This window comes from Pannonibacter phragmitetus DSM 14782, from assembly GCF_000382365.1.
In the GTDB taxonomy this organism is placed as follows: domain Bacteria; phylum Pseudomonadota; class Alphaproteobacteria; order Rhizobiales; family Stappiaceae; genus Pannonibacter; species Pannonibacter phragmitetus.
Genome location: NZ_KB908220.1, coordinates 114,294 through 132,809, shown reverse-complemented (window position 1 = coordinate 132,809; position 18,516 = coordinate 114,294). Strand labels below are relative to the sequence as shown.

Sequence of the window (18,516 nt, the reverse complement as noted above, 5' to 3'; positions counted from 1 at the left end):
CGCTCTTTGAGGCTTCTGTGTGCCTTGGTCTGGAAGCGGCTCCGTCTTTGCGGAGATTGCCTGCGTCCTTGAGGGAAATACTGCCCGGGCGGACTGAAAGGGCCGTTAAAACTTTAACTTAATGCAATTCAAACAAGACTCTAACCAGATGTAAAATTCACATCTGCTTAAGCAGGATTCGGCTGAAAGCAGTTTGGAATCAGCTCCCGTTGCTTACACTTCTCCGGACCGTGGTGACGCTTTATTCACCACGGTGGAAGAAGGCAGCGGGGAAAGACATGAAAAGACTGGAAAACGCTTGGGGCAGATTGGGCGGCCGGAGGATATCCGCTCAGCCGCGGGTGACCTCGAAAGGCGTGTCGAGCCAGTGCTCTTCCAGATTGGCGCTGCTGCCGATGCGGTCGATGACGGCAAAGAGGCCCGGGGCCTCCAGCGGCGTCAGCACCCCATGCCAAGTGCCGCGCAAAAGGTTGATGGCCTGGCCGGGCTGCGTGAGGAAGGCGCGGGGCGTGCCGGGGCGGCCATTCTGGTCCTCTGCGGTGATGACGAGAAAGGACGTGAGGCTCATCGGCACAAAGGCCTGGCTGCCGTCCGGGTGGCGCTCCAGCATCTCCAGCCGGTAGGGCAGGGTGCGCGGCTCGGCCTTGAAGAGGGAAAGCCCAGCCCGCCCGTCCGGCCCGAAATCAAGCCGCGCCCGGTCGTGAAAGCGGCCGCACAGGCCCTGATTGATCAACCGGTCCGGCGCGCCCTCCGCCTCCAGCACATCGCCGAAGGGACGGAAGGCTTCTGCCGTCAACGGCTCGGTGACGATCCGGGGCAGGGTGGCCCCGGATGCCGTTTCCGCGGCCCGTGTCATCGGCCCAGCACTCCGGAGAGCTTGGCGTGGCGGTTCACGTCCTTGTAGAGCAGGTAGCGGAAACGGCCGGGTCCGCCCGCATAGCAGGCCTGCGGGCAGAAGGCGCGCAGCCACATGAAGTCGCCCGCTTCCACTTCCACCCAGTCCTGATTGAGCTTGTAGACGGCCTTGCCCTCCAGCACATAGAGCCCGTGTTCCATCACATGGGTCTCTTCAAAGGGGATCAGCCCGCCCGGCTGGAAGGTGACCACATTGACATGCATGTCGTGGGAAAGGTCTGACGGATCGACAAAGCGGGTGGTCGCCCAGGCGCCATTGGTGCCGGGCATGGCCACGGGCTCGATCTGCTTTTCATTGGTGACGAAAGCCTTCGGCCGGGCGATGCCGGGGGCATCCTCATAGGCCTTGCGCACCCAGTGGAAATGGGCGGCCGTGCTGCCGGGGTTGGTCAGCGTCCAGCCGCTTTCCGGCGGCAGATAGGCAAAGCCGCCCGGCTCCATGATGTGGGTGGTGCCATCGACGGTGAGGCTGAGCGTGCCTTCGGTGACGAACAGCACGCCTTGCGCCTGCGCGTCCGGTTCCGGCGCGGAAGAGCCGCCGCCCGGCTGCAGTTCCATCACATACTGGCTGAAGGTCTCGGAAAAGCCGCTCATGGGCCGGGCGATGATCCAGCAGCGCAGGCCGGTCCAGCCGGGAAGGCACGACGTCACGATGTCGGAAAACACGCCTTTGGGAATGACGGCATAGGCAGGCGTGAAAAGGGCGCGGCCCGTGTGAAGGGTCGTCTGGGACGGAAGACCGCCCTGAGGCACATGATAACCGGACATGATGTCTCTCAAAGGTGAAGCACTGTTCTTTATGGGTTACCGGTGGGGCGCAAAACCCTCTCCCCCCTTGAGGGGGAGATGCCCCCGGCAGGGGGCAGAGGGGGGTATGCGGCCTGTCCGGTCATAAGAGAGGTGGCTCTGCTCTGAAGCGCTGCCACCCCCCTCTGTCTGCTGGCGCAGACATCTCCCCCTCAAGGGGGGAGAGGGACGCTGCGGCAATACTCGGGGTTCTTCATTCGATCCTGTGTGAGCATGCGATTGTCCAGTCCGTTTGAAAACTCTGTGTGAAGACAGGCAGGCCCCTGGCGGGCCTTTCGTGTCACCTTAGACCGGAAAGCCGGAAGCTGGCGAGCCCCCGGCGCCTCATTCAAAGGCTGGTTCAGCGCAAAAAGGCGGCAGGCTGCCCAGCGAAAAGACGGACAGGAGCGGCCTATGCGGCGGCCGGTCTGCGGCAAGTTGACCAATCATTTGCACTCAATGGAATTTTTTGGCCCAATCGGGTGAAGGCGGTGGCAATCGGCACCGCGATTTGCCATCTTTCCGGCACGAGGCGGCGGCAGATTGCGCGGGCGGGAGAAACGGCCCGCAGCGAGGCCCGCAATGGGCGGCCGGGACGCCGGAGCAGGAAGAGATCGGACCCGATTCCGTCATGGATCATTCAGTGAAGGAAAACGTGCCAGTCACACAGGATGTGACAGGCCGTGTGCGCCGCCCGTTGATTACAGACATGGCCGCCGCACGGTGGCTGCTGCTGTTCGTGCTCGGGGCATCCATCTGGTTCTTCCACGGCTTCATCGTGCCGGTGCTGGCGGCAACCGTGATTGCCTTTGCCAGCTGGCCGCTGCTGCGGCTGATCGAGCGGCGCCTTGCTTGCGGGCGCATACTGGCCGCAAGCCTGATGGTGCTGATGATCATCGGCTTCATCGTCGCGCCGGTCACCTATGCCATGGTCTATGCGGTGGGCGAATCCCAGTCCTGGATCAGCTGGGCCATCGCGGTGAACCAGCAGGGGGAGGAAGTGCCCGGCTGGATTGCCAACCTGCCGCAGGTGGGGCCCTGGCTCACCATCCAGTGGGACAAGTATATCGGCCATCCGGGCGCGATCGGTGAACTCATCCAGCTCGTCAGCGGCGCCAATATCGGCACCATCTATCGCGGCATCCTCACGGCAAGCACACTGGTCTTCCATCTGGCGCTGACGCTCGTCTTCATGCTGATTGCCCTCTTCATCCTCTACCGGGACGGGGAGAAGATCGCCGCGCAGATCGACCGCGTGGGCCAGCGCATCCTGCCCGAGCGCTGGGACCGGCTGTCCCGCGTCGTACCCGCCACCATCAGTTCCACCGTTACCGGCATGACGCTGATCGCCATCGGCGAGGGCATCATCCTCGGTATCGCCTATGCCATTGCCGGTGTTCCGTCACCGGTGACGCTTGGCGTCATCACCGGCTTCATGGCCCTCATTCCCGGCGGCGCGCCGCTGGCTTTCACGCTGGTGTCGGCCTATCTGGTGGCCAGTGGGTCCACGGTTGCCGGCGTTGCCCTGTTCCTCTGGGGCACGACGGAGCTTTTCATCGTCGACAAGACCATCCGCCCGCTGCTCGTCGGCGGCCCGGTGAAACTGCCGTTCCTACCCACCTTCTTCGGCCTCATCGGCGGGGTGAAAACCATGGGCATCGTCGGCCTTTTCGTCGGCCCGGTGCTGATGGCCCTGCTGGTCGCCATGTGGCGCGAATGGCAGCGGGAGATTGATGTGTCCTCGCGGGTGAGGTGAATTTAGTCCCTTTCACATGAAAGTATATGGTGCTATTCTTTCTGCGGAAAGTGAGGTGTCATGACGCTTGCTCATCAGATCTTGCAAAAGCCAGAGGCAGGTGCCGTGCTGACCAAGGCTGCCTTGCGGGCGGCTGAAAGGCTTGGTCTGCTTGGCCGTCAGCTGGCCGATATCGTCGGCGTGTCCGAGGCAACCGTGTCCCGCTGGAAGCGGGGCGAAAGCCTGCTGGAGCCGGGAACGAAGCCCTTTGAGCTGGCCGTTCTTCTTGTTCGTGCCTTCCGTTCGCTGGATGCGATTACCGGCGGTGATGAGGCTGTGGCAAGGCGCTGGCTGACTGCCCACAATACGGCACTGGCTGCAAAGCCGGTTGACCGCATGATGCAGATACAGGGGCTTGTTGATGTCACTGCCTATCTGGACGCGAGACGCGCTCCGCTCTGAGGCGCGCCCTTATGAGGGCCTTGCCTGGCGGTTCGTTGAAGCTCAGCACCGTGTTTCGACACTGAAACTCGTCGATAGCTTGGCGGAACAGGCCACGCTTGAAGAGCTTCTGGAACTCGGCAAGCCGCCGGTGCCGCAAAGCTGCCGGGGCCTCGATTATCTTCTGACAACGCCGTTCCGCTACCGTCCCTATCCAAACGGTTCACGCTTCCGCCGGGCTGGCCTGACAGAGGGTGTCTGGTATGGCGCGGAAGCGCCGGAGACAGCTGCAGCGGAAATCGTCTTTTACCGGTTCTGCTTTTATGCGGAGAGCCCGGACACGCCCTTTCCCGATGATGCAGCTGAATACACCGCCTTTTCCGTGAAGGTTAGGACAGCCTTGGCGATTGATCTGATGCAGGGTGGGCTTGCCGCAGACCATGCAGCCTGGACGCATCCGATGAATTATGCCCCGTGTCAGGATCTGGCGGATGAGGGGCGGGCAATTGGCGCAGAGATCATCCGTTACGCCTCGGTTAGGGACCCAGCAGGAGGAGCAAATCTGGCGGTGCTGACTTGCGCAGCCTTTGCACAATCGCAGCCTTCCGAGCGCCAGACCTGGCGCATCCGCATTGGCTCCAATGGGGCCCAGGCGCTTCGTGAGTTCCCGAGGCTTGGTCTGGAGTTTTCGGCCTCGGACTTCACGGCTGACCCCCGCCTTGCAGACATGAACTGGAACCGCCCCCGCGCGCGGTGATCCATTCTTCTGTCTTCGGGCTGCTTGCCGGAAGAGGGCGCGCGGGAGAGCTCCGCGCCCTGTCTGTCTTTGTGGTTGCCGCCTGCTCAGGCGCGCAGGGCCTGTGCCGGGCTGATGCGCAGGGCCGCACAGGCCGGAACGATGGAGACGATGGCTGCCACCGCAAGGAAGCCGAGAACAAGGGGGATGTCCTCGCTGGCGAACTCGACCGGCATGTGCACCGCCGTTGCTGCCGCAAGGCCTTCGGACAGGAGCAGCGCGGCACCGTAACCAACGCCAGTGCCCAGAGCGGCCCCGGCGATGAACAGCCCGAAAAGCTCACCCCAGACGATCTGCAGCACGGACCTGCGGGGGATACCCAAGGCCCGCAGCGCGCCAATCTGCCGCCGTCTTGCCCCTACGTGCATGATGGTGACCATCAGGATGGCGGCAATGACAATGGCCTGTGTGCCGATAGCCAGCGCCAGCAGAATGCTGCGTGCATCCCCCAGCGTGCCGTAAAGCCGTGTGAGCACTTCACCCGGGAAGACGGCAAGCGTATCACCTCTGCGGTATTCCTGCCGCAGCTTGTAGGCATCGGCAAAGCTCTTCGGTTTGACGAGAACTGCCGGAAGGCCGGGCGTGTCTGCCGTAAAGACCTCGTCCAGCGGCGCGTCCGGGTCGACATGGCCGTGATGGTCATGGTCATCATGGCCCATGTCCGTCGCAGCCGGTTCCGGCTTTTCTTCCTCCGAAGTTTCCGGCTGCGCCAGGAGTGTGGCGGGCGCCGCGCCGTGAGAGGCGTGGTCATGATCATGTGCGTCAGCGGCTGCCTCATGATCGTGGCCATGTTCCGTGGCCGCTGCTTCCTCAGTGCCGTGAGCATGATCCTCATGACCAGCTTCATGACCGGCCTCATGGTCCTGATCGTGGCCTTCGCCGGCTTCCATGCCATGGATCTGCCAGACAGCACGGATGGGCACCAGAATGGCGCGGTCCCAGGCGGTGCCGGTCGGAGCCATGCGCCCGGTCACGGTGTAGGTGCCTTCGGTGTGAGTGTGCCCGCCACTTTCCAGCGTGCCGTGAAGAGGCTTGATCTCATTGCCCAGCGTCAGGTCCACATCCGAGCCGATCACTGCTTCGCCCAGGCGCGCAAACATCTTTCCTTCCGCCAGCTCCGGGGAGAGGGAGGAAATGAGGGCGGTGGTGGTGCCTGCGATCGGATAGCCCTCAAAGCTGTCACCAAAGCCGACGGGCGCTGCAAGGCTGACACGCGGGTCGGCGGAAAGCCGTGCCAGCACCTCACCCGGCATGAGCGGCAGCGGCGCGGCCTGCAGGAAGACGGTGGAAAGCGTCAGCTGGGTTTCACTGCCTGCTGCGCCAACAACAAGGTCGAACTTTTCGGCTGCGCGTGCCGAGCCGAGCCGGAGCGCCCGCTCCTGAAGTGTCACGGTGACGCAAAGGCCAACGGACAGGGCGATAAGCAGCGCAACGGCAATGGCTCCGCCCGCAAAGCGGCGGATGTCGGCGAGAATGAACGAAATCATGAGGCTTCTCCCGGCAGGCCTGACAGTTGCTTTTCCGTGGCGGTGGCCGTGTCCGTGGCGATCCGGCCGGATTCCAGGCGGATCGTACGGTCCATCTGTTCTGCAAGTGCGGGATCATGGGTGACGGTGATGAGCGTGACGCCTTCTTCGCGGGAGAGGTGAAGCAGCAGCTCCGCAACACCGGCGCCGGAGCTTGCATCAAGGCTGGCGGTCGGTTCGTCGGCGACGATCACGCCGGGGCGTGAGAGCAGGGCACGCGCGACGGCAACCCGCTGCATCTCGCCGCGCGACAGGGTTTCAATCCTCTGCCGGGGGCGGCGGATGCCTGTGGCGTCCAGCAGCGCGAGCGCACGGGCCCGCTCTTCAGGTTTGACCTTCCGGGTCAGGCGCACTGGCAGCAGAACGTTGTCGAGAGCGCAGAGGCCGGGGAAGAGGTGGAAGTCCTGCATGATCAGGCCGATGTTGCGGGCGCGGAAAGCGTCGCGCTGGCCTGTGGACAGGGATGTCAGCTCGCTCTTGCCCCAGGTGATCCTGCCAGCTGTCACAGGCTCCAGACCGGTGATGGTGTTGACGAGCGTGCTTTTGCCGGAGCCCGACGCGCCCGTAATGGCAATGCGCCCGCCGGCGGGTACATGCAGTTGCGCAATGGCGAGAACCGGTTCGGTGAGACCCGCGAACCGCATCTCCAGCTGAGAAATATCAAGTGAAAGCATCTGATCAGACCGTCTCGAAGGAGGCATTGCGCAGGCGCAGCTGGCTGACGAAGCCGGTGTCCGGATCCGTCCAGGAACCGTTTTCCAGTTCACCGGTGGCCATGATCGGCTTGTTGAACTGCACGAAGGTTTGCTTGCGGGCCAGATAAACGACCATGATGTTGTCCGGCCAGTCTGCATCGGAGGAGCAGAAGGGGCAGAGCGACATGGGAATTTCTGTCAGGACGAAGAAGTTGGCTTCCGCCTTGAGGGGTGGTGCCATGAAGCCGCTGATCGAGACCGCGCTGCCTTTCAGCCGGATCACCTTGTCCGAAAACTGCAAACCCAACACCCCAAAGCTTTTGTAAAGCTCGTTGAAAGTCAGAGTCTCGCTGGCATTTGCGGGAAACGCGCTTCCCAGAAAGGGCAACGCTGCAAGGCTGCCGAGCATCTGACGGCGTGTGATCAGGCCACGGGGTATTGAGGTCACGGTCAGGCTCCTGTGTCCTTGTCTCAAGTGCAAGAGGACAGGCAGCGTTTCGCCGCCTGTCCCGTTTTCCAGTTTCAGGCCGGATTACTTGGCCGCAGCGCCCAGGGCGAAGGTGTCCGCCAGGACCTTGTAGACGTCGCTCTGCTCCATGTAGCCACGGAAGCCCTCGGAGCCGGGGCCAGTGGCCTGCAGCACCACATCGTCCACGGCATGCACGCCCGAGTCGCCGTCTTTCGGGATGTTACCCTGCACGAAGACCGCACCCGGAACGTCCTTGTAGGCTTCGTTGGCGACGTATTCGCCCTTTTCGTTCTTGATGGCGGGAACGAACGGGCCGTCGAGCTTCGGACGGAAGGTTTCGTAATGGTCCGGGCCGTTGTTTGCCGCCATGAACAGGCGGCGCGACACGTCAACGCTGTCCGGATAACCGTCACCGTTCTTGTCTTCGTAGTTCGGGAAGCCGGCATCGTCATAGGTGCCGACCTTTTCGCGCATTTCCTCACCCGGCTTGTTGTCATCCACGGTGCCGATGATGCCGACGCCATGGGTGTGGTCGCCGGTGACAATGATCAGCGTGTCCGGGTTCTTTGTTGCAAATTCACGGGCAACGGCGACGGCCTTGTCGAACTCAATGGTTTCGATGATGGCCCGATCCCAGTCCAGCGGATGGCTCATCTTGTCGACCGAACCGGATTCTACCATCAGGAAGAAGCCTTCCGGGTTCTTCGACAGCTGGTCGAGAGCAACCTGCGTCATCTCCACGAGACCGGGCTGGTTCGGGAACTTTTCAACCGTGCCCTTCTTGAGGAAGTCTCGGTCCAGCGTCACGTCCATGTTGCCGGTGTGGAACAGGCCGAGCAGCTTGCCGCTGTTGCTGCCGGAAGCAGCGGTCAGTTCCGTCTTGTCGGTTGCCAGCGTGTAGCCGGCATCCTTGAACATGGCGATGTAGTCCTTGTCATCCTTCCGCTTGGAGCCGGGAACGTCCTTGCTGAGGAAATAGGCAGAACCGCCACCCAGCAGGACTTCAGGCTGAACGCCATAGAGCATGCCAACGATGGCAGCCTTGTCACCTCGGCTGCGGGTATGGGCGACCACTGCGGCGGGCGTCGCGTCTTCCACTTCAGCAGTGGAAACGATGCCGATCGATTTCTTCGTGGTGCGGCGCAGGGCTTCGGCAATGGTCTCGACCTTGGGGTCGTCCAGCGTGGCCGGGGTGCGGTCGGCATAGACGCCGAGCGCGTTCACGCGGGCCTTGTGGCCGGTCATGTAGGCCGACATCGTGTTGGCGCTGTCGGTTGCGATGGAATGGGTCGAGGACGTGCCGATGAACGCGGCCAGCGGAATGTCATCCATGGCAAGACGGCCGTCTGCCTTGCCCTCGGTCATGCCCTTGGACATGATGCGGGCAGCGGTGCGATGACCGACAGACAGGCCGTCGGCAATCAGGAAGATGATGTTCTTGGCCTTGGGCGTCGCGCTGGTGCCGTAGACGTCCCAGGTGACGGACCTGGTCTCGCCGCCGGCAGTCACTTCAACGGTGTAGGCGCCGGGAGCGGCAATGGTCAGGTCACGCAGGATGAGGGCGGAGCCAAGGATCTTGTCTTCCTTGCCCTTTTCCTCGGCCACGAAGTCAGCCTTCTTGCCGAATACGGCATCATAGGCCTTGCCGTTGACGGTGACCTTCACGTCCTCCGGCTTGATGACCGAGTTGAACTCGACCTTGAAATCAAACGGGGAGCCCGCCAGCACGGTGGCGCGGTCGATCGGATATACGGTGGCGGCATTTGCCGTCCCCGCCAGCATGGTGGCAGATGCAAGAGCAAGAAGAAGTTTACGCATGGAGAGCCTCATGAGCAGATCTAACGTTGATCCGCATAAGCCCCCAGTATGACGTTGATATAACAGTCCTTGTGGTTTGACTTGAATACTTTTTGTAACAAAATTACATTACGCTATATCTTGCTGCAGAAGAGTTTTTTGTGCCTGTTGTATATTTTTAGATTTATATCTATCTCCTGATTTGTCTGAAGAGTTATGTCCTTTCGAGCTTGTCTGAAAAGTTGTATTTTGATTTCAACTTCAGGGGAGAGGTGTATCCGGCAAATAAACCGGGGTGCTGCTGCTGTCCTGAGTTGCATGCGCGTGCTGCTGGGGAATGCAGCACCTACTGCGGCCTTCTGATTTTTTCTGAAGCTTCCAGCACCAGCGGGCGCAGGCCTTGGCCGCCGGTGTCGATGATTTCGAAGAACTGGCGGCGCATGCGCGGTTCCCAGAAGTCGTTGATATGGGACGCAACGCCCTCGACGCCTTCGGCGTGGGGCTTGGTTTCCATGAATTTGGCGATCTGGTTGGCCATGTAGACGAGCTTGTCAGGCGACATGGGCGTCCTCTTGCAGCTTGATCCGGTCGGGATGGGTGAAAATTTCGAAACTGTCCGCACGCACCAGTGCCGCCAGTGTGATGCCGCAGTCTTCCGCAAGGTCCACTGCGGCCAGCGTCGGGGCGGAGACGGCGATGAGCACGGGCGCGCCGAAGCTCGCGCATTTCTGCACCATGTCGATGGAAATGCGCGAGGTGATGATGAAGGCTCCGGCGCGGCTCTGGCCTGCATCCTGCCGCAGCAGCGCGCCGGTCAGCTTGTCCAGTGCATTGTGGCGGCCAACGTCCTCACGCGCAGCGATGATCTGTCCGCCCTGCCAGAAGGCGGCGGCATGTACGGCGCGGGTTTCGTCTTGCAGCGGCTGATGGGCGGTAAGGCTCGCGGCGGCGGCAAGCACCTCCGCTTCGCTCATGGCAAAGCCCGTATCCGGCACCGGGGGCAGGGGGCGGCGGGCCGCCTTCAGGCTGTCGAGCCCGCAGAGCCCGCAGCCCACCGGCCCGGTGACCGTGCGCCGCCGGTCATTGTGGCGGTTGCCTGCGCTCTCGCTCAACCAGATGCGCAGGTCGATGCCGTCTTCCGTTTCCGCAACTTCAAGCTCGCGGATCTCGTCCGGTTCCGCGATGCCTTCATTCAGCGAAAAGCCATAGGCGAAGTCTTCCAGATCCGCCGGGGTTGCCATCATCACCGCATGGGTGGAGCCATTGTAGGACAGGGCCACCGGCACTTCCGCCGGCAGCCTGCGCTCTCCCTTGCCGCTGCGGCCGCGCGAAATGCGCAGCCGCGGGATGCTGGCGCTGGTCTTGCTCATTCCGCCGCCGGAAGAATGCGGCGGGACTGGGCTGCCTGCGCGGCATAGTCTTCCTGCCAGGTGGAGGGGCCGTTGGACGGGCTGATCTGCACCGCTGTGACCTTGTATTCCGGGCAGTTGGTGGCCCAGTCCGAGAAGTCGGTGGTGATGACGTTGGCCTGCGTGTCCGGATGGTGGAACGTGGTGTAAACCACACCCGGCGACACCCGGTCGGTGACCTTGGCGCGCAGGGTCGTCTCGCCCGAGCGGCTGGCAAGGCGCACCCAGTCGCCATCCTTGAGGCCCCGGTTTTCCGCATCATGCGGGTGGATTTCCAGCAGATCCTCCGCATGCCAGACCGTATTGGCGGTGCGCCGGGTCTGGGCACCCACGTTATACTGGCTGAGAATGCGGCCCGTGGTCAGCAGCAGCGGGAAGCGCGGGCCGGTGCGCTCGTCCGTTGCCACATATTCGGTGCGGATGAACTTGCCCTTGCCGCGCACGAAGCCGTCGATATGCATCAAGGGCGTGCCTTCCGGGTTCTTCTCGTTGCAGGGCCACTGCACCGAACCCAGCTCCTCCAGCCTCTCGTAGCTGATACCGGCAAAGGACGGCGTCGTCAGCGAGATTTCCGCCATGATCTGCGAGGGGTGGGTGTAGGTCCAGTTGGCGCCCATGGCATTGGCCAGCATCTGGGTGATCTCCCAGTCGGCATAGCCGTTCTTCGGGGCCATCACCTTGCGCACGCGGTTGATGCGGCGCTCGGCATTGGTGAAGGTGCCGTCCTTCTCCAGGAACGTTGAGCCGGGCAGGAACACATGGGCGTAATTGGCCGTTTCGTTGAGGAACAGGTCATGCACGATCACGCAGTCCATGGCGGCAAGCCCGGCTGCCACGTGCTTGGTGTCCGGATCGGACTGGAGAATGTCCTCGCCCTGGCAGTAAAGGCCCTTGAACGTGCCATCGACGGCGGCGTCCAGCATGTTGGGAATGCGCAAGCCCGGCTCTTTGTCCAGCTCCACGCCCCACAGGCTTTCGAAGATCTCCCGCACGTGGTCGTTCTTCACATGGCGGTAGCCGGGCAGCTCATGCGGGAAGGAGCCCATGTCACAGGAGCCCTGCACATTGTTCTGCCCGCGCAGTGGGTTCACGCCCACGCCCTTGCGGCCGATGTTGCCGGTCATCATCGCAAGGTTGGCGATGCCGATGACCGTGGTGGAGCCCTGCGAGTGTTCGGTGACGCCGAGGCCGTAATAGATCGCCCCGTTGCCGCCGCGGGCATAAAGCCTTGCGGCAGCGCGCAGCTCCTCCGCCGGAACGCCGGTCAGCGCCGCCGTCGCCTCCGGGCTGTGCCGTGGATCGGAGATGAATTCGGCATAGTCCTGGAACTCGTCCCAGTCGCAGCGCTCGCGGATGAAGGCTTCGTCGAACAGGCCTTCGGTGACGATGGTGTGGGCGATGGCGGAAACCACGGCCACGTTCGTGCCGGGCTTCAGCTGCAGGTGATGGGCTGCCTTGATATGCGGCGACTTCACCAGATCGATGCGGCGCGGATCGATGACGATCAGCTTGGCCCCCTTGCGCAGGCGCTTCTTCAGGCGGCTGGCGAAGACCGGGTGGCCGTCCGTCGGGTTGGCACCCATGACGATGACAACATCCGTGTGCTCGACGCTGTCGAAGTCCTGCGTGCCCGCAGACGTTCCGAAGGTCTGGCCGAGGCCGTAACCGGTGGGCGAGTGGCAGACGCGGGCGCAGGTGTCCGTGTTGTTGTTGCGGAACACGGCGCGCGTCAGCTTCTGCACCAGATAGGTTTCCTCATTGGTGCAGCGGGAGGAGGTGATGACGCCGACAGACTGGCGGCCATGCTTTTCCTGAATGGCCTTCATGCGGGCTGCGGCAAATCCCAGCGCCTCGTCCCAGGAGACTTCCCGCCAGGGATCGGTGATCGCCTCGCGGATCATCGGCTTCAGGATCCGGTCCTGATGCTGGGCGTAACCCCAGGCAAAGCGGCCCTTGACGCAGCTGTGCCCACGGTTGGCCTTGCCATCCTTGTAGGGCACCATGCGCACCAGCTCGTCGCCGCGCATTTCCGCCTTGAAGGAACAGCCGACGCCGCAATAGGCGCAGGTGGTGACCACGGCCCGCTCGGGCGTGCCGATCTCGATCACGCTTTTTTCCTGCAGCGTCGCCGTCGGGCAGGCCTGAACGCAGGCACCGCAGGAGACGCAGTCGGAAGAGAGGAACGTGTCGCTCATCATGCCCGCCGAGACGCGGCTGTCAAAGCCACGGCCCTCGATGGTCAGCGCGAAGGTGCCCTGAACTTCCTCACAGGCCCGCACGCAGCGGGAGCAGACGATGCACTTGGACGGATCATAGGTGAAATAGGGGTTGCTCTCGTCCTTCGCCAGCCATTGCGGATTGACATCGCCCCCGGCATTGCGGGCGCGGAAGTGGGTGTCAACGGCCTCGTAACGCACATCGCGCAGGCCCACGGCACCAGCCATGTCCTGCAACTCGCAATCGCCATTGGCAGCGCACGTCAGGCAGTCCAGCGGATGGTCGGAGATGTAAAGCTCCATCACCCCCTTGCGCAGGTCCTTCAGCTTGCCGGTCTGGGTGTGGACCACCATACCCGGCGCCACCGGTGTGGTGCAGGAGGCTGGCGTTCCGGCGCGGCCTTCGATCTCCACAAGGCAGAGGCGGCAGGAGCCGAAGGCATCCAGCATGTCGGTGGCGCAGAGCTTGGGCACGGAAATGCCCGCTTCGGATGCGGCACGCATGACGGAGGTGCCTTCCGGCACGCTGACCTCGAAGCCATCGACGGTCAGGGCGATCATCTTTTCGGACCGGGCGGCGGGGGTGCCGAAGTCACGGTCGAGCAAACGGGAGTCCTTCATTCCGCGGCCTCCTTCATCCTGTCAAAATCTTGCGGGAAATGGGTCAGGGCGCTCATGACCGGGTAGGGCGTGAAGCCGCCCAGGGCGCAGAGCGATCCGGCCTTCATGGTGCTGCACAGGCTTTCGAGCAGCGGAATGGCGGCGGCATCGCCCCGGGCGATCCGGTCCACCGTCTCCACGCCGCGCACCGCGCCGATGCGGCAGGGGGTGCACTTGCCGCAGGATTCGATGGCGCAGAATTCCATGGCAAAGCGCGCCTGCGCCAGCATGTCCACCGTGTCATCGAAGACGACGATGCCCGCATGGCCGATGAGCCCGCCGGCAGCGGCAAAGGCCTCGTAGTCGAAAATGGTATCGAAGAGTGCCTGCGGGAAGTAGGCGCCGAGCGGCCCGCCCACCTGAACCGCCTTCACCGGTCGGCCGGTGATCGTGCCGCCGCCGATATCATTCACCAGTTCGCCAAGCGTCAGGCCGAAGGCGGTCTCGTAAAGGCCGCCGTGCTTCAGGTTGCCAGCCAGCTGGATCGGGATGGTGCCACGGGAGCGGCCAAGGCCGAAGTCGCGGTAGAACTGGGCCCCGCGGTCCATGATGACCGGGATGGAGGCCAGCGACATGACGTTGTTGACGACTGTCGGCTTGCCGAAAAGGCCTTCCAGCGCGGGCAGGGGCGGCTTGGCGCGCACGATGCCGCGCTTGCCTTCCAGACTGTTCAGAAGCGAGGTTTCCTCACCGCAGACATAAGCGCCCGCACCGACGCGCACTTCCATGTCGAAGGCATGCGGCGAGCCCAGCACCGATGCGCCGAGAATGCCCTCACGCCGGGCAATCTCGATCGCCTCCTGCATCACCGCGATGGCGTGCGGATATTCGGAGCGGGTATAGATGTAGCCCTTTGCGGCGCCCACGGCGATGGCGGCGATGGCCATGCCCTCGATCAGCACAAAGGGATCACCCTCCATGATCATCCGGTCGGCGAAGGTGCCGCTGTCGCCTTCATCGGCGTTGCAGACGATGTATTTCTGGTCCGCCTTGGCGTCAGCGACGGTCTTCCACTTGATTCCGGTCGGAAAACCTGCGCCGCCGCGTCCGCGCAGGCCGCTGTCGGTGACCTGCTTCACGATATCGGCTGGCGACATGGCAACCGCTGCTTCAAGGCCGCGCATGCCCTTGTAGTGGCGGTAGTCCTCCAGCGACAGCGGATCAGTGACGCCGCAGCGGGCGAAAGTGAGGCGCGTCTGGCCCTTGAGGAAAGGAATTTCCGAGGTGAGACCATGGGCGAGCCGGTGTGCACCGCCGGTCAGGAACCCGGCATCGAACAGGGAAGGCACATCCGAGGCCTTCACCGGGCCATAGGCAACGCGGCCTTGCGGGGTCCGCACCTCGACCAGCACCTCCAGCCAAAGCATGCCGCGTGAGCCGTTGCGGATGATCTTTACATCGAGATTTCGGGCAGAGGCTTCCCGCGCAATGGCGGCGGCCACCTTGTCCGCGCCAACGGCCAGTGCGGCTGCATCGCGGGGGACGAAAACGGTCACGGTCATTTGCCGATCCCTCCCAGCATTTCGTCGATGCCTTCGTCATCCAGCCGGGCGTAAAGCTCGCCATCCAGCATGGCGGCAGGGCTCTGGGCGCAGAGGCCGAGGCAATAGACCGGTTCCAGCGTCACATCGCCGTCCTTCGTGGTGCCGTGCCAGTCGATTCCGAGCCTTGCTTTCAGCCTTTCGGCCAGCGCATCCGTGCCCATGGACTGGCAGGCTTCAGCCCGGCAGACCTTCAGCACGTGGCGGCCCGCAGGCTCCGGGCGGAAGTCGTGGTAGAAGCTCATCACGCCGTGAACTTCCGCACGCGACAGATTGAGACCGTCTGCGATCACGGGCAGGGCATCCTGCGGCACGTAGCCGAAGGCCTCCTGAACAGCATGGAGAATGGGCAAAAGCGGCCCTTCCAGAGCCGAATGGGCCGTCACGATCTCCTGCGTCAGGGAGCGAATCGTGGCGGCAGACAGATGTGCCGTCATGTGTTTTTCCTCTCAATTCCGCATGTTAGGCGGAATTTCTCCCACTTCAATTCCGGCTATTCGTCAGCTGATTGAAACCTTCTATCGTTGCGGCCCTCCTCCAGGGCGGCGTTGAACTTGCGGGCAAGGTCGAGCAATGCGGTCAGCATCGGCGTCAGCGGCTCGCGGTGCGCGATGACGAGGCCGACATCCTGTCCCGGCATCTTGTCCTCTGGCAGGTCTGCGGTGATGGGCACGGCGGCCAGATCCTTGCGGTCCAGAAAATGCACGGCGAGCTTTTCCGGCACCACCGAGACCCAGCGCCCGGTCATCACATGCGAGGCCAGCACGATGATGGAATTAGATTCCACCATCGGCATGGAGCTGATGCCTGCTTCCTGCAGATAGCGGTCGACGATGCGCCGGTTCTGCATGTCGCCTGACAGCAGGCAGAGGGGCAGGGTGCCGACTTCCGCCCACGTCAGCGAGCCCCTGCGTGCTACCTCTGAGTTGGCGCGGCACAGCAGACGGTAAGTCTCCCGGTAAAGCGGCGTCACCGTCAGGCGGCGGGCGGGCGGCGGGTCGAGATAGGTGATGCCGGCATCCAGCTCCAGCCGCTCCAGCTGTTCGAGGATTTCGGCGGAGGTGCGCGACAGGATGGAGACGCGCACATTGGGGTGGCGCTCGGTGAAGGGCACGGAAAGGTCCGTCACCATCGGCAGGGCCGTAGGGATGACGCCAATGCGCAGATTGCCCGACAGTGCCGATCGCGCTTGCCGCATGTCGGCCTTCAGCGCCCTTGCATCGGCGACGATGCGCAGCGCCCATTCCAATGCCTTTTCGCCTTCCGGTGTCAGTCCCTGATACCGGGAACCACGATGGATAAGCTGAACGCCCAGCTGATCTTCCAGCTGCTTCATGGCAGATGAAAGGGTTGGCTGCGTCACGCCGATCACTTCGGCGGCGCGGCCAAAGTGCTGCTCGTTGGCAAGGGCGATGAACATTTCCAGCTTGTCGATCATGGGTCCGCTACCGGCAGGGTCACTGCAGTTCCATTTCTGGGAACCGGCCGGGCGGAAAGTGCCCGGCCGGCCTGTTCTAGCAGGAAAAAGCCTCAGCCGAAGAGGGCGGCGGTCTTTTCCAGCGTGATCCAGACACCCCAGAGGATCGGGATGATCATCACGGCCCAGGCGAGCGCCGCCTTGCCGTCGAGCCCGCCCTTGCCGATGCCGAAGGAGCCATGGGTAATGCTGGAATCCGCCGTGCGGGCCTTGGCCTGCAGGGCCGCAACTTCCGCCTCGGACATGTACCATTTCTTGTCCAGCGGCCGGACGAGCGCATTGGCAATGAGGCCGATCAGCAGCATGCCGCAGAGGATGTACATGGTGAAGTCATAGACCTGCGCCCGGGGGATGCCGGCATTGATCTGCGCCTCACGGATGTAGTTCACCACCACGGGGCCGAGGATGCCGGCCGTTGCCCAGGCCGTCAGCAGGCGGCCATGGATGGCCCCGACGAACTGGGTGCCGAAGATGTCGGCGAGATAGGCCGGTACTGTGGCGAAGCCGCCGCCATACATGGACAGGATCACCGCGAAGATGGCGACGAACAGCAGCTGGTTGCCAAGCTGCGCCGCCGTCGGGGCCAGCGCATAGAGCACGATGCCGAGCAGGAAGAAGGTGAAATAGGTGTTCTTCCGCCCGATCCGGTCCGACAGGGAGGCCCAGAAGAAGCGGCCCGCGATGTTGAACAGGGACAGGAGGCCGGTGAAGCCTGCGGCAATCGCCGCGATGGCGGCCTTCTGTTCGCCCGACAGATCGGTGAAGGTGAGTTCGGGCAGGCCGATCAGCTTGCCGGAGAAGATCTCCTGCAGCATGGGCGAGGCCATGCCGATCACACCGATACCCGCCGAGACGTTCATGCAGAGCACGATCCAGATCATCCAGAACTGCGGCGTCTTGTGCGCGTTGTTCAGATGCACATGGTGCTGGGTGATCATGGTGGTGGCCTTCGACTGCGGCGGGGTCCAGCCCTCCGGACGCCAGCCTGCCGGCGGCAGACGGTAGCCGAAGGCGCCGCCCAGCATGAAGACGAAGTAGATCGCCGCCATGACGAGGAAGGTCTCCCACACGCCAACGCTTTCCGGCGTTGCGAAATAGCGCATCAAGCGGTCAGCCAGCGGTGCGCCGATCATGGCGCCGCCGCCGAAGCCCATGATGGCCATGCCCGTCGCCATGCCGCGCCGGTCCGGGAACCACTTGATCAGGGTGGAAACGGGCGAGATGTAGCCCAGCCCAAGACCGATGCCGCCGATGACGCCCGCGCCCAGCCACATGAGCCAGAGCTGATGCGTCATCACGCCCACCGCCGCCACGGCAATGCCGCCGCACCAGCAGAAGGTGGAGACGACGCCCGCCTTGCGCGGCCCGGCCTTTTCCAGCCAGCCGCCCCAGATGGCCGCCGAGCAGCCGAGGAAGACGAAGAAGAGGGTGTAGATCCAGCCCAGATCCGCGACGCGCCAGTCGCAGGAGGCGGTGAAGAGCGCGGTGACGAGGCTCATGCCCTCGCAGGTGACGGATTGCTGGATGCCGATGGCGCGCGACAGCGGCAGCCAGAACACGCTGAAGCCATAGGCCATGCCGATGCACAGATGGATGGCAAGCGCTGCTGGCGGCACGAGCCAGCGGTTGAATCCGGGTTTTGCAATGATGCGTTCCCGGTCGAGCAGTCCTCCTTCGGAGTACCCGCCCTCGACGCCGGTGGTTGTGGTCATTCCTGTCTCCTCCCGAGAGCCCCTTGCACAGGGGAACCTTGGAGGGCGCCTTCGCACGGCGGACCGGCGGCTTCTGCAAGCCATTCTCCGGACCTCAGCCCCGTTCCTCCCGAAGGCCGCCTCTCCCCGGCAAATTACTTAGCCAGAAGCGTGCCAGTTGCCGGGGCATGGAGGGAATTGAAGGGCAGGCGGGGTGTGCATCAGGTGCAGCTGCGCCAGCGGTTTGCGGGGAAATCCGCTTACCAATTTGAAAAATAGGACTAATTTACTCGGGTGATGCTGTGGGGCGATCCGTCAGAATGTGCCGGCACGAGGGCTGCGCACCTTGCTCTCCAGCCCCC

16 protein-coding genes are annotated in these 18,516 nt (G+C 63.3%); 3 read left to right on the top strand and 13 right to left on the bottom strand.

Annotated elements, in window-relative coordinates; all coding sequences use genetic code 11:
• Window positions 1-331: 331 nt before the first annotated feature.
• Both H163_RS0111585 and H163_RS0111580 read right to left on the bottom strand, forming a co-directional pair.
• On the bottom strand, window positions 332-856 hold the full coding sequence (locus H163_RS0111585) for an ureidoglycolate lyase (protein ID WP_019964748.1): 525 nt from the start codon (window positions 854-856) through the stop codon (window positions 332-334).
• Window positions 853-1,683: a bifunctional allantoicase/(S)-ureidoglycine aminohydrolase gene (locus tag H163_RS0111580; protein WP_019964747.1), complete on the bottom strand. Its 831-nt coding sequence runs from the start codon at window positions 1,681-1,683 to the stop codon at window positions 853-855. The genes H163_RS0111585 and H163_RS0111580 overlap by 4 nt, the downstream gene beginning before the upstream one ends.
• A 649-nt stretch (window positions 1,684-2,332) precedes the next feature.
• Here H163_RS0111580 and H163_RS0111575 point away from each other — a divergent pair.
• From H163_RS0111575 to H163_RS0111565, 3 genes are read left to right on the top strand one after another with little or no spacing between them, the layout of a single operon-like run.
• Window positions 2,333-3,457: an AI-2E family transporter gene (locus H163_RS0111575; protein WP_019964746.1), complete on the top strand. Its 1,125-nt coding sequence runs from the start codon at window positions 2,333-2,335 to the stop codon at window positions 3,455-3,457.
• Between the two features lie 60 nt (window positions 3,458-3,517).
• The gene (locus H163_RS0111570; protein WP_019964745.1) at window positions 3,518-3,898 is read left to right on the top strand and encodes an antitoxin Xre/MbcA/ParS toxin-binding domain-containing protein; all 381 of its coding nucleotides are present in this window, start codon (window positions 3,518-3,520) and stop codon (window positions 3,896-3,898) included.
• Window positions 3,858-4,634 (top strand): RES family NAD+ phosphorylase, encoded by a 777-nt coding sequence (locus H163_RS0111565; RefSeq protein ID WP_026355746.1) that lies wholly within the window; start codon window positions 3,858-3,860, stop codon window positions 4,632-4,634. Before H163_RS0111570 ends, H163_RS0111565 begins: the two co-directional genes overlap by 41 nt.
• An 86-nt stretch (window positions 4,635-4,720) precedes the next feature.
• Here H163_RS0111565 and H163_RS0111560 read toward each other — a convergent pair whose 3' ends face one another.
• From H163_RS0111560 to H163_RS0111510, 11 genes are all read right to left on the bottom strand, one after another.
• Window positions 4,721-6,160, bottom strand: a complete 1,440-nt coding sequence (locus H163_RS0111560) for an ABC transporter permease (RefSeq protein WP_019964743.1) — start codon at window positions 6,158-6,160, stop codon at window positions 4,721-4,723.
• Entirely contained in the window at window positions 6,157-6,873 is a 717-nt protein-coding gene (locus H163_RS0111555) for an ABC transporter ATP-binding protein (RefSeq protein WP_019964742.1), read from the bottom strand. The genes H163_RS0111560 and H163_RS0111555 overlap by 4 nt, the downstream gene beginning before the upstream one ends.
• A 4-nt stretch (window positions 6,874-6,877) precedes the next feature.
• Window positions 6,878-7,303 carry a hypothetical protein gene (locus H163_RS0111550; protein ID WP_019964741.1) on the bottom strand — a complete coding sequence of 142 codons (426 nt, stop codon included), beginning with the start codon at window positions 7,301-7,303 and terminating at the stop codon, window positions 6,878-6,880.
• Window positions 7,304-7,426: 123 nt separating this feature from the next.
• Window positions 7,427-9,181, bottom strand: coding sequence for an alkaline phosphatase (locus tag H163_RS0111545; protein ID WP_026355744.1), 1,755 nt, complete (start codon window positions 9,179-9,181; stop codon window positions 7,427-7,429).
• Between the two features lie 325 nt (window positions 9,182-9,506).
• Window positions 9,507-9,722, bottom strand: a complete 216-nt coding sequence (locus H163_RS0111540) for a formate dehydrogenase subunit delta (protein ID WP_019964739.1) — start codon at window positions 9,720-9,722, stop codon at window positions 9,507-9,509.
• Window positions 9,712-10,530 carry a formate dehydrogenase accessory sulfurtransferase FdhD gene (fdhD, locus tag H163_RS0111535; RefSeq protein WP_019964738.1) on the bottom strand — a complete coding sequence of 273 codons (819 nt, stop codon included), beginning with the start codon at window positions 10,528-10,530 and terminating at the stop codon, window positions 9,712-9,714. Before fdhD ends, H163_RS0111540 begins: the two co-directional genes overlap by 11 nt.
• The gene (gene fdhF / locus H163_RS0111530) at window positions 10,527-13,406 is read right to left on the bottom strand and encodes a formate dehydrogenase subunit alpha (protein WP_019964737.1); all 2,880 of its coding nucleotides are present in this window, start codon (window positions 13,404-13,406) and stop codon (window positions 10,527-10,529) included. The genes fdhD and fdhF overlap by 4 nt, the downstream gene beginning before the upstream one ends.
• Entirely contained in the window at window positions 13,403-14,947 is a 1,545-nt protein-coding gene (locus H163_RS0111525; RefSeq protein WP_019964736.1) for a formate dehydrogenase beta subunit, read from the bottom strand. Before H163_RS0111525 ends, fdhF begins: the two co-directional genes overlap by 4 nt.
• The gene (locus tag H163_RS0111520) at window positions 14,944-15,423 is read right to left on the bottom strand and encodes a formate dehydrogenase subunit gamma (RefSeq protein ID WP_019964735.1); all 480 of its coding nucleotides are present in this window, start codon (window positions 15,421-15,423) and stop codon (window positions 14,944-14,946) included. Before H163_RS0111520 ends, H163_RS0111525 begins: the two co-directional genes overlap by 4 nt.
• A gap of 56 nt (window positions 15,424-15,479) precedes the next feature.
• Complete coding sequence (locus tag H163_RS0111515) at window positions 15,480-16,424, bottom strand: LysR family transcriptional regulator (protein WP_019964734.1); 945 nt, start codon at window positions 16,422-16,424, stop codon at window positions 15,480-15,482.
• A gap of 92 nt (window positions 16,425-16,516) precedes the next feature.
• Window positions 16,517-18,175: an OFA family MFS transporter gene (locus tag H163_RS0111510; RefSeq protein ID WP_019964733.1), complete on the bottom strand. Its 1,659-nt coding sequence runs from the start codon at window positions 18,173-18,175 to the stop codon at window positions 16,517-16,519.
• Window positions 18,176-18,516 lie beyond the last annotated feature (341 nt).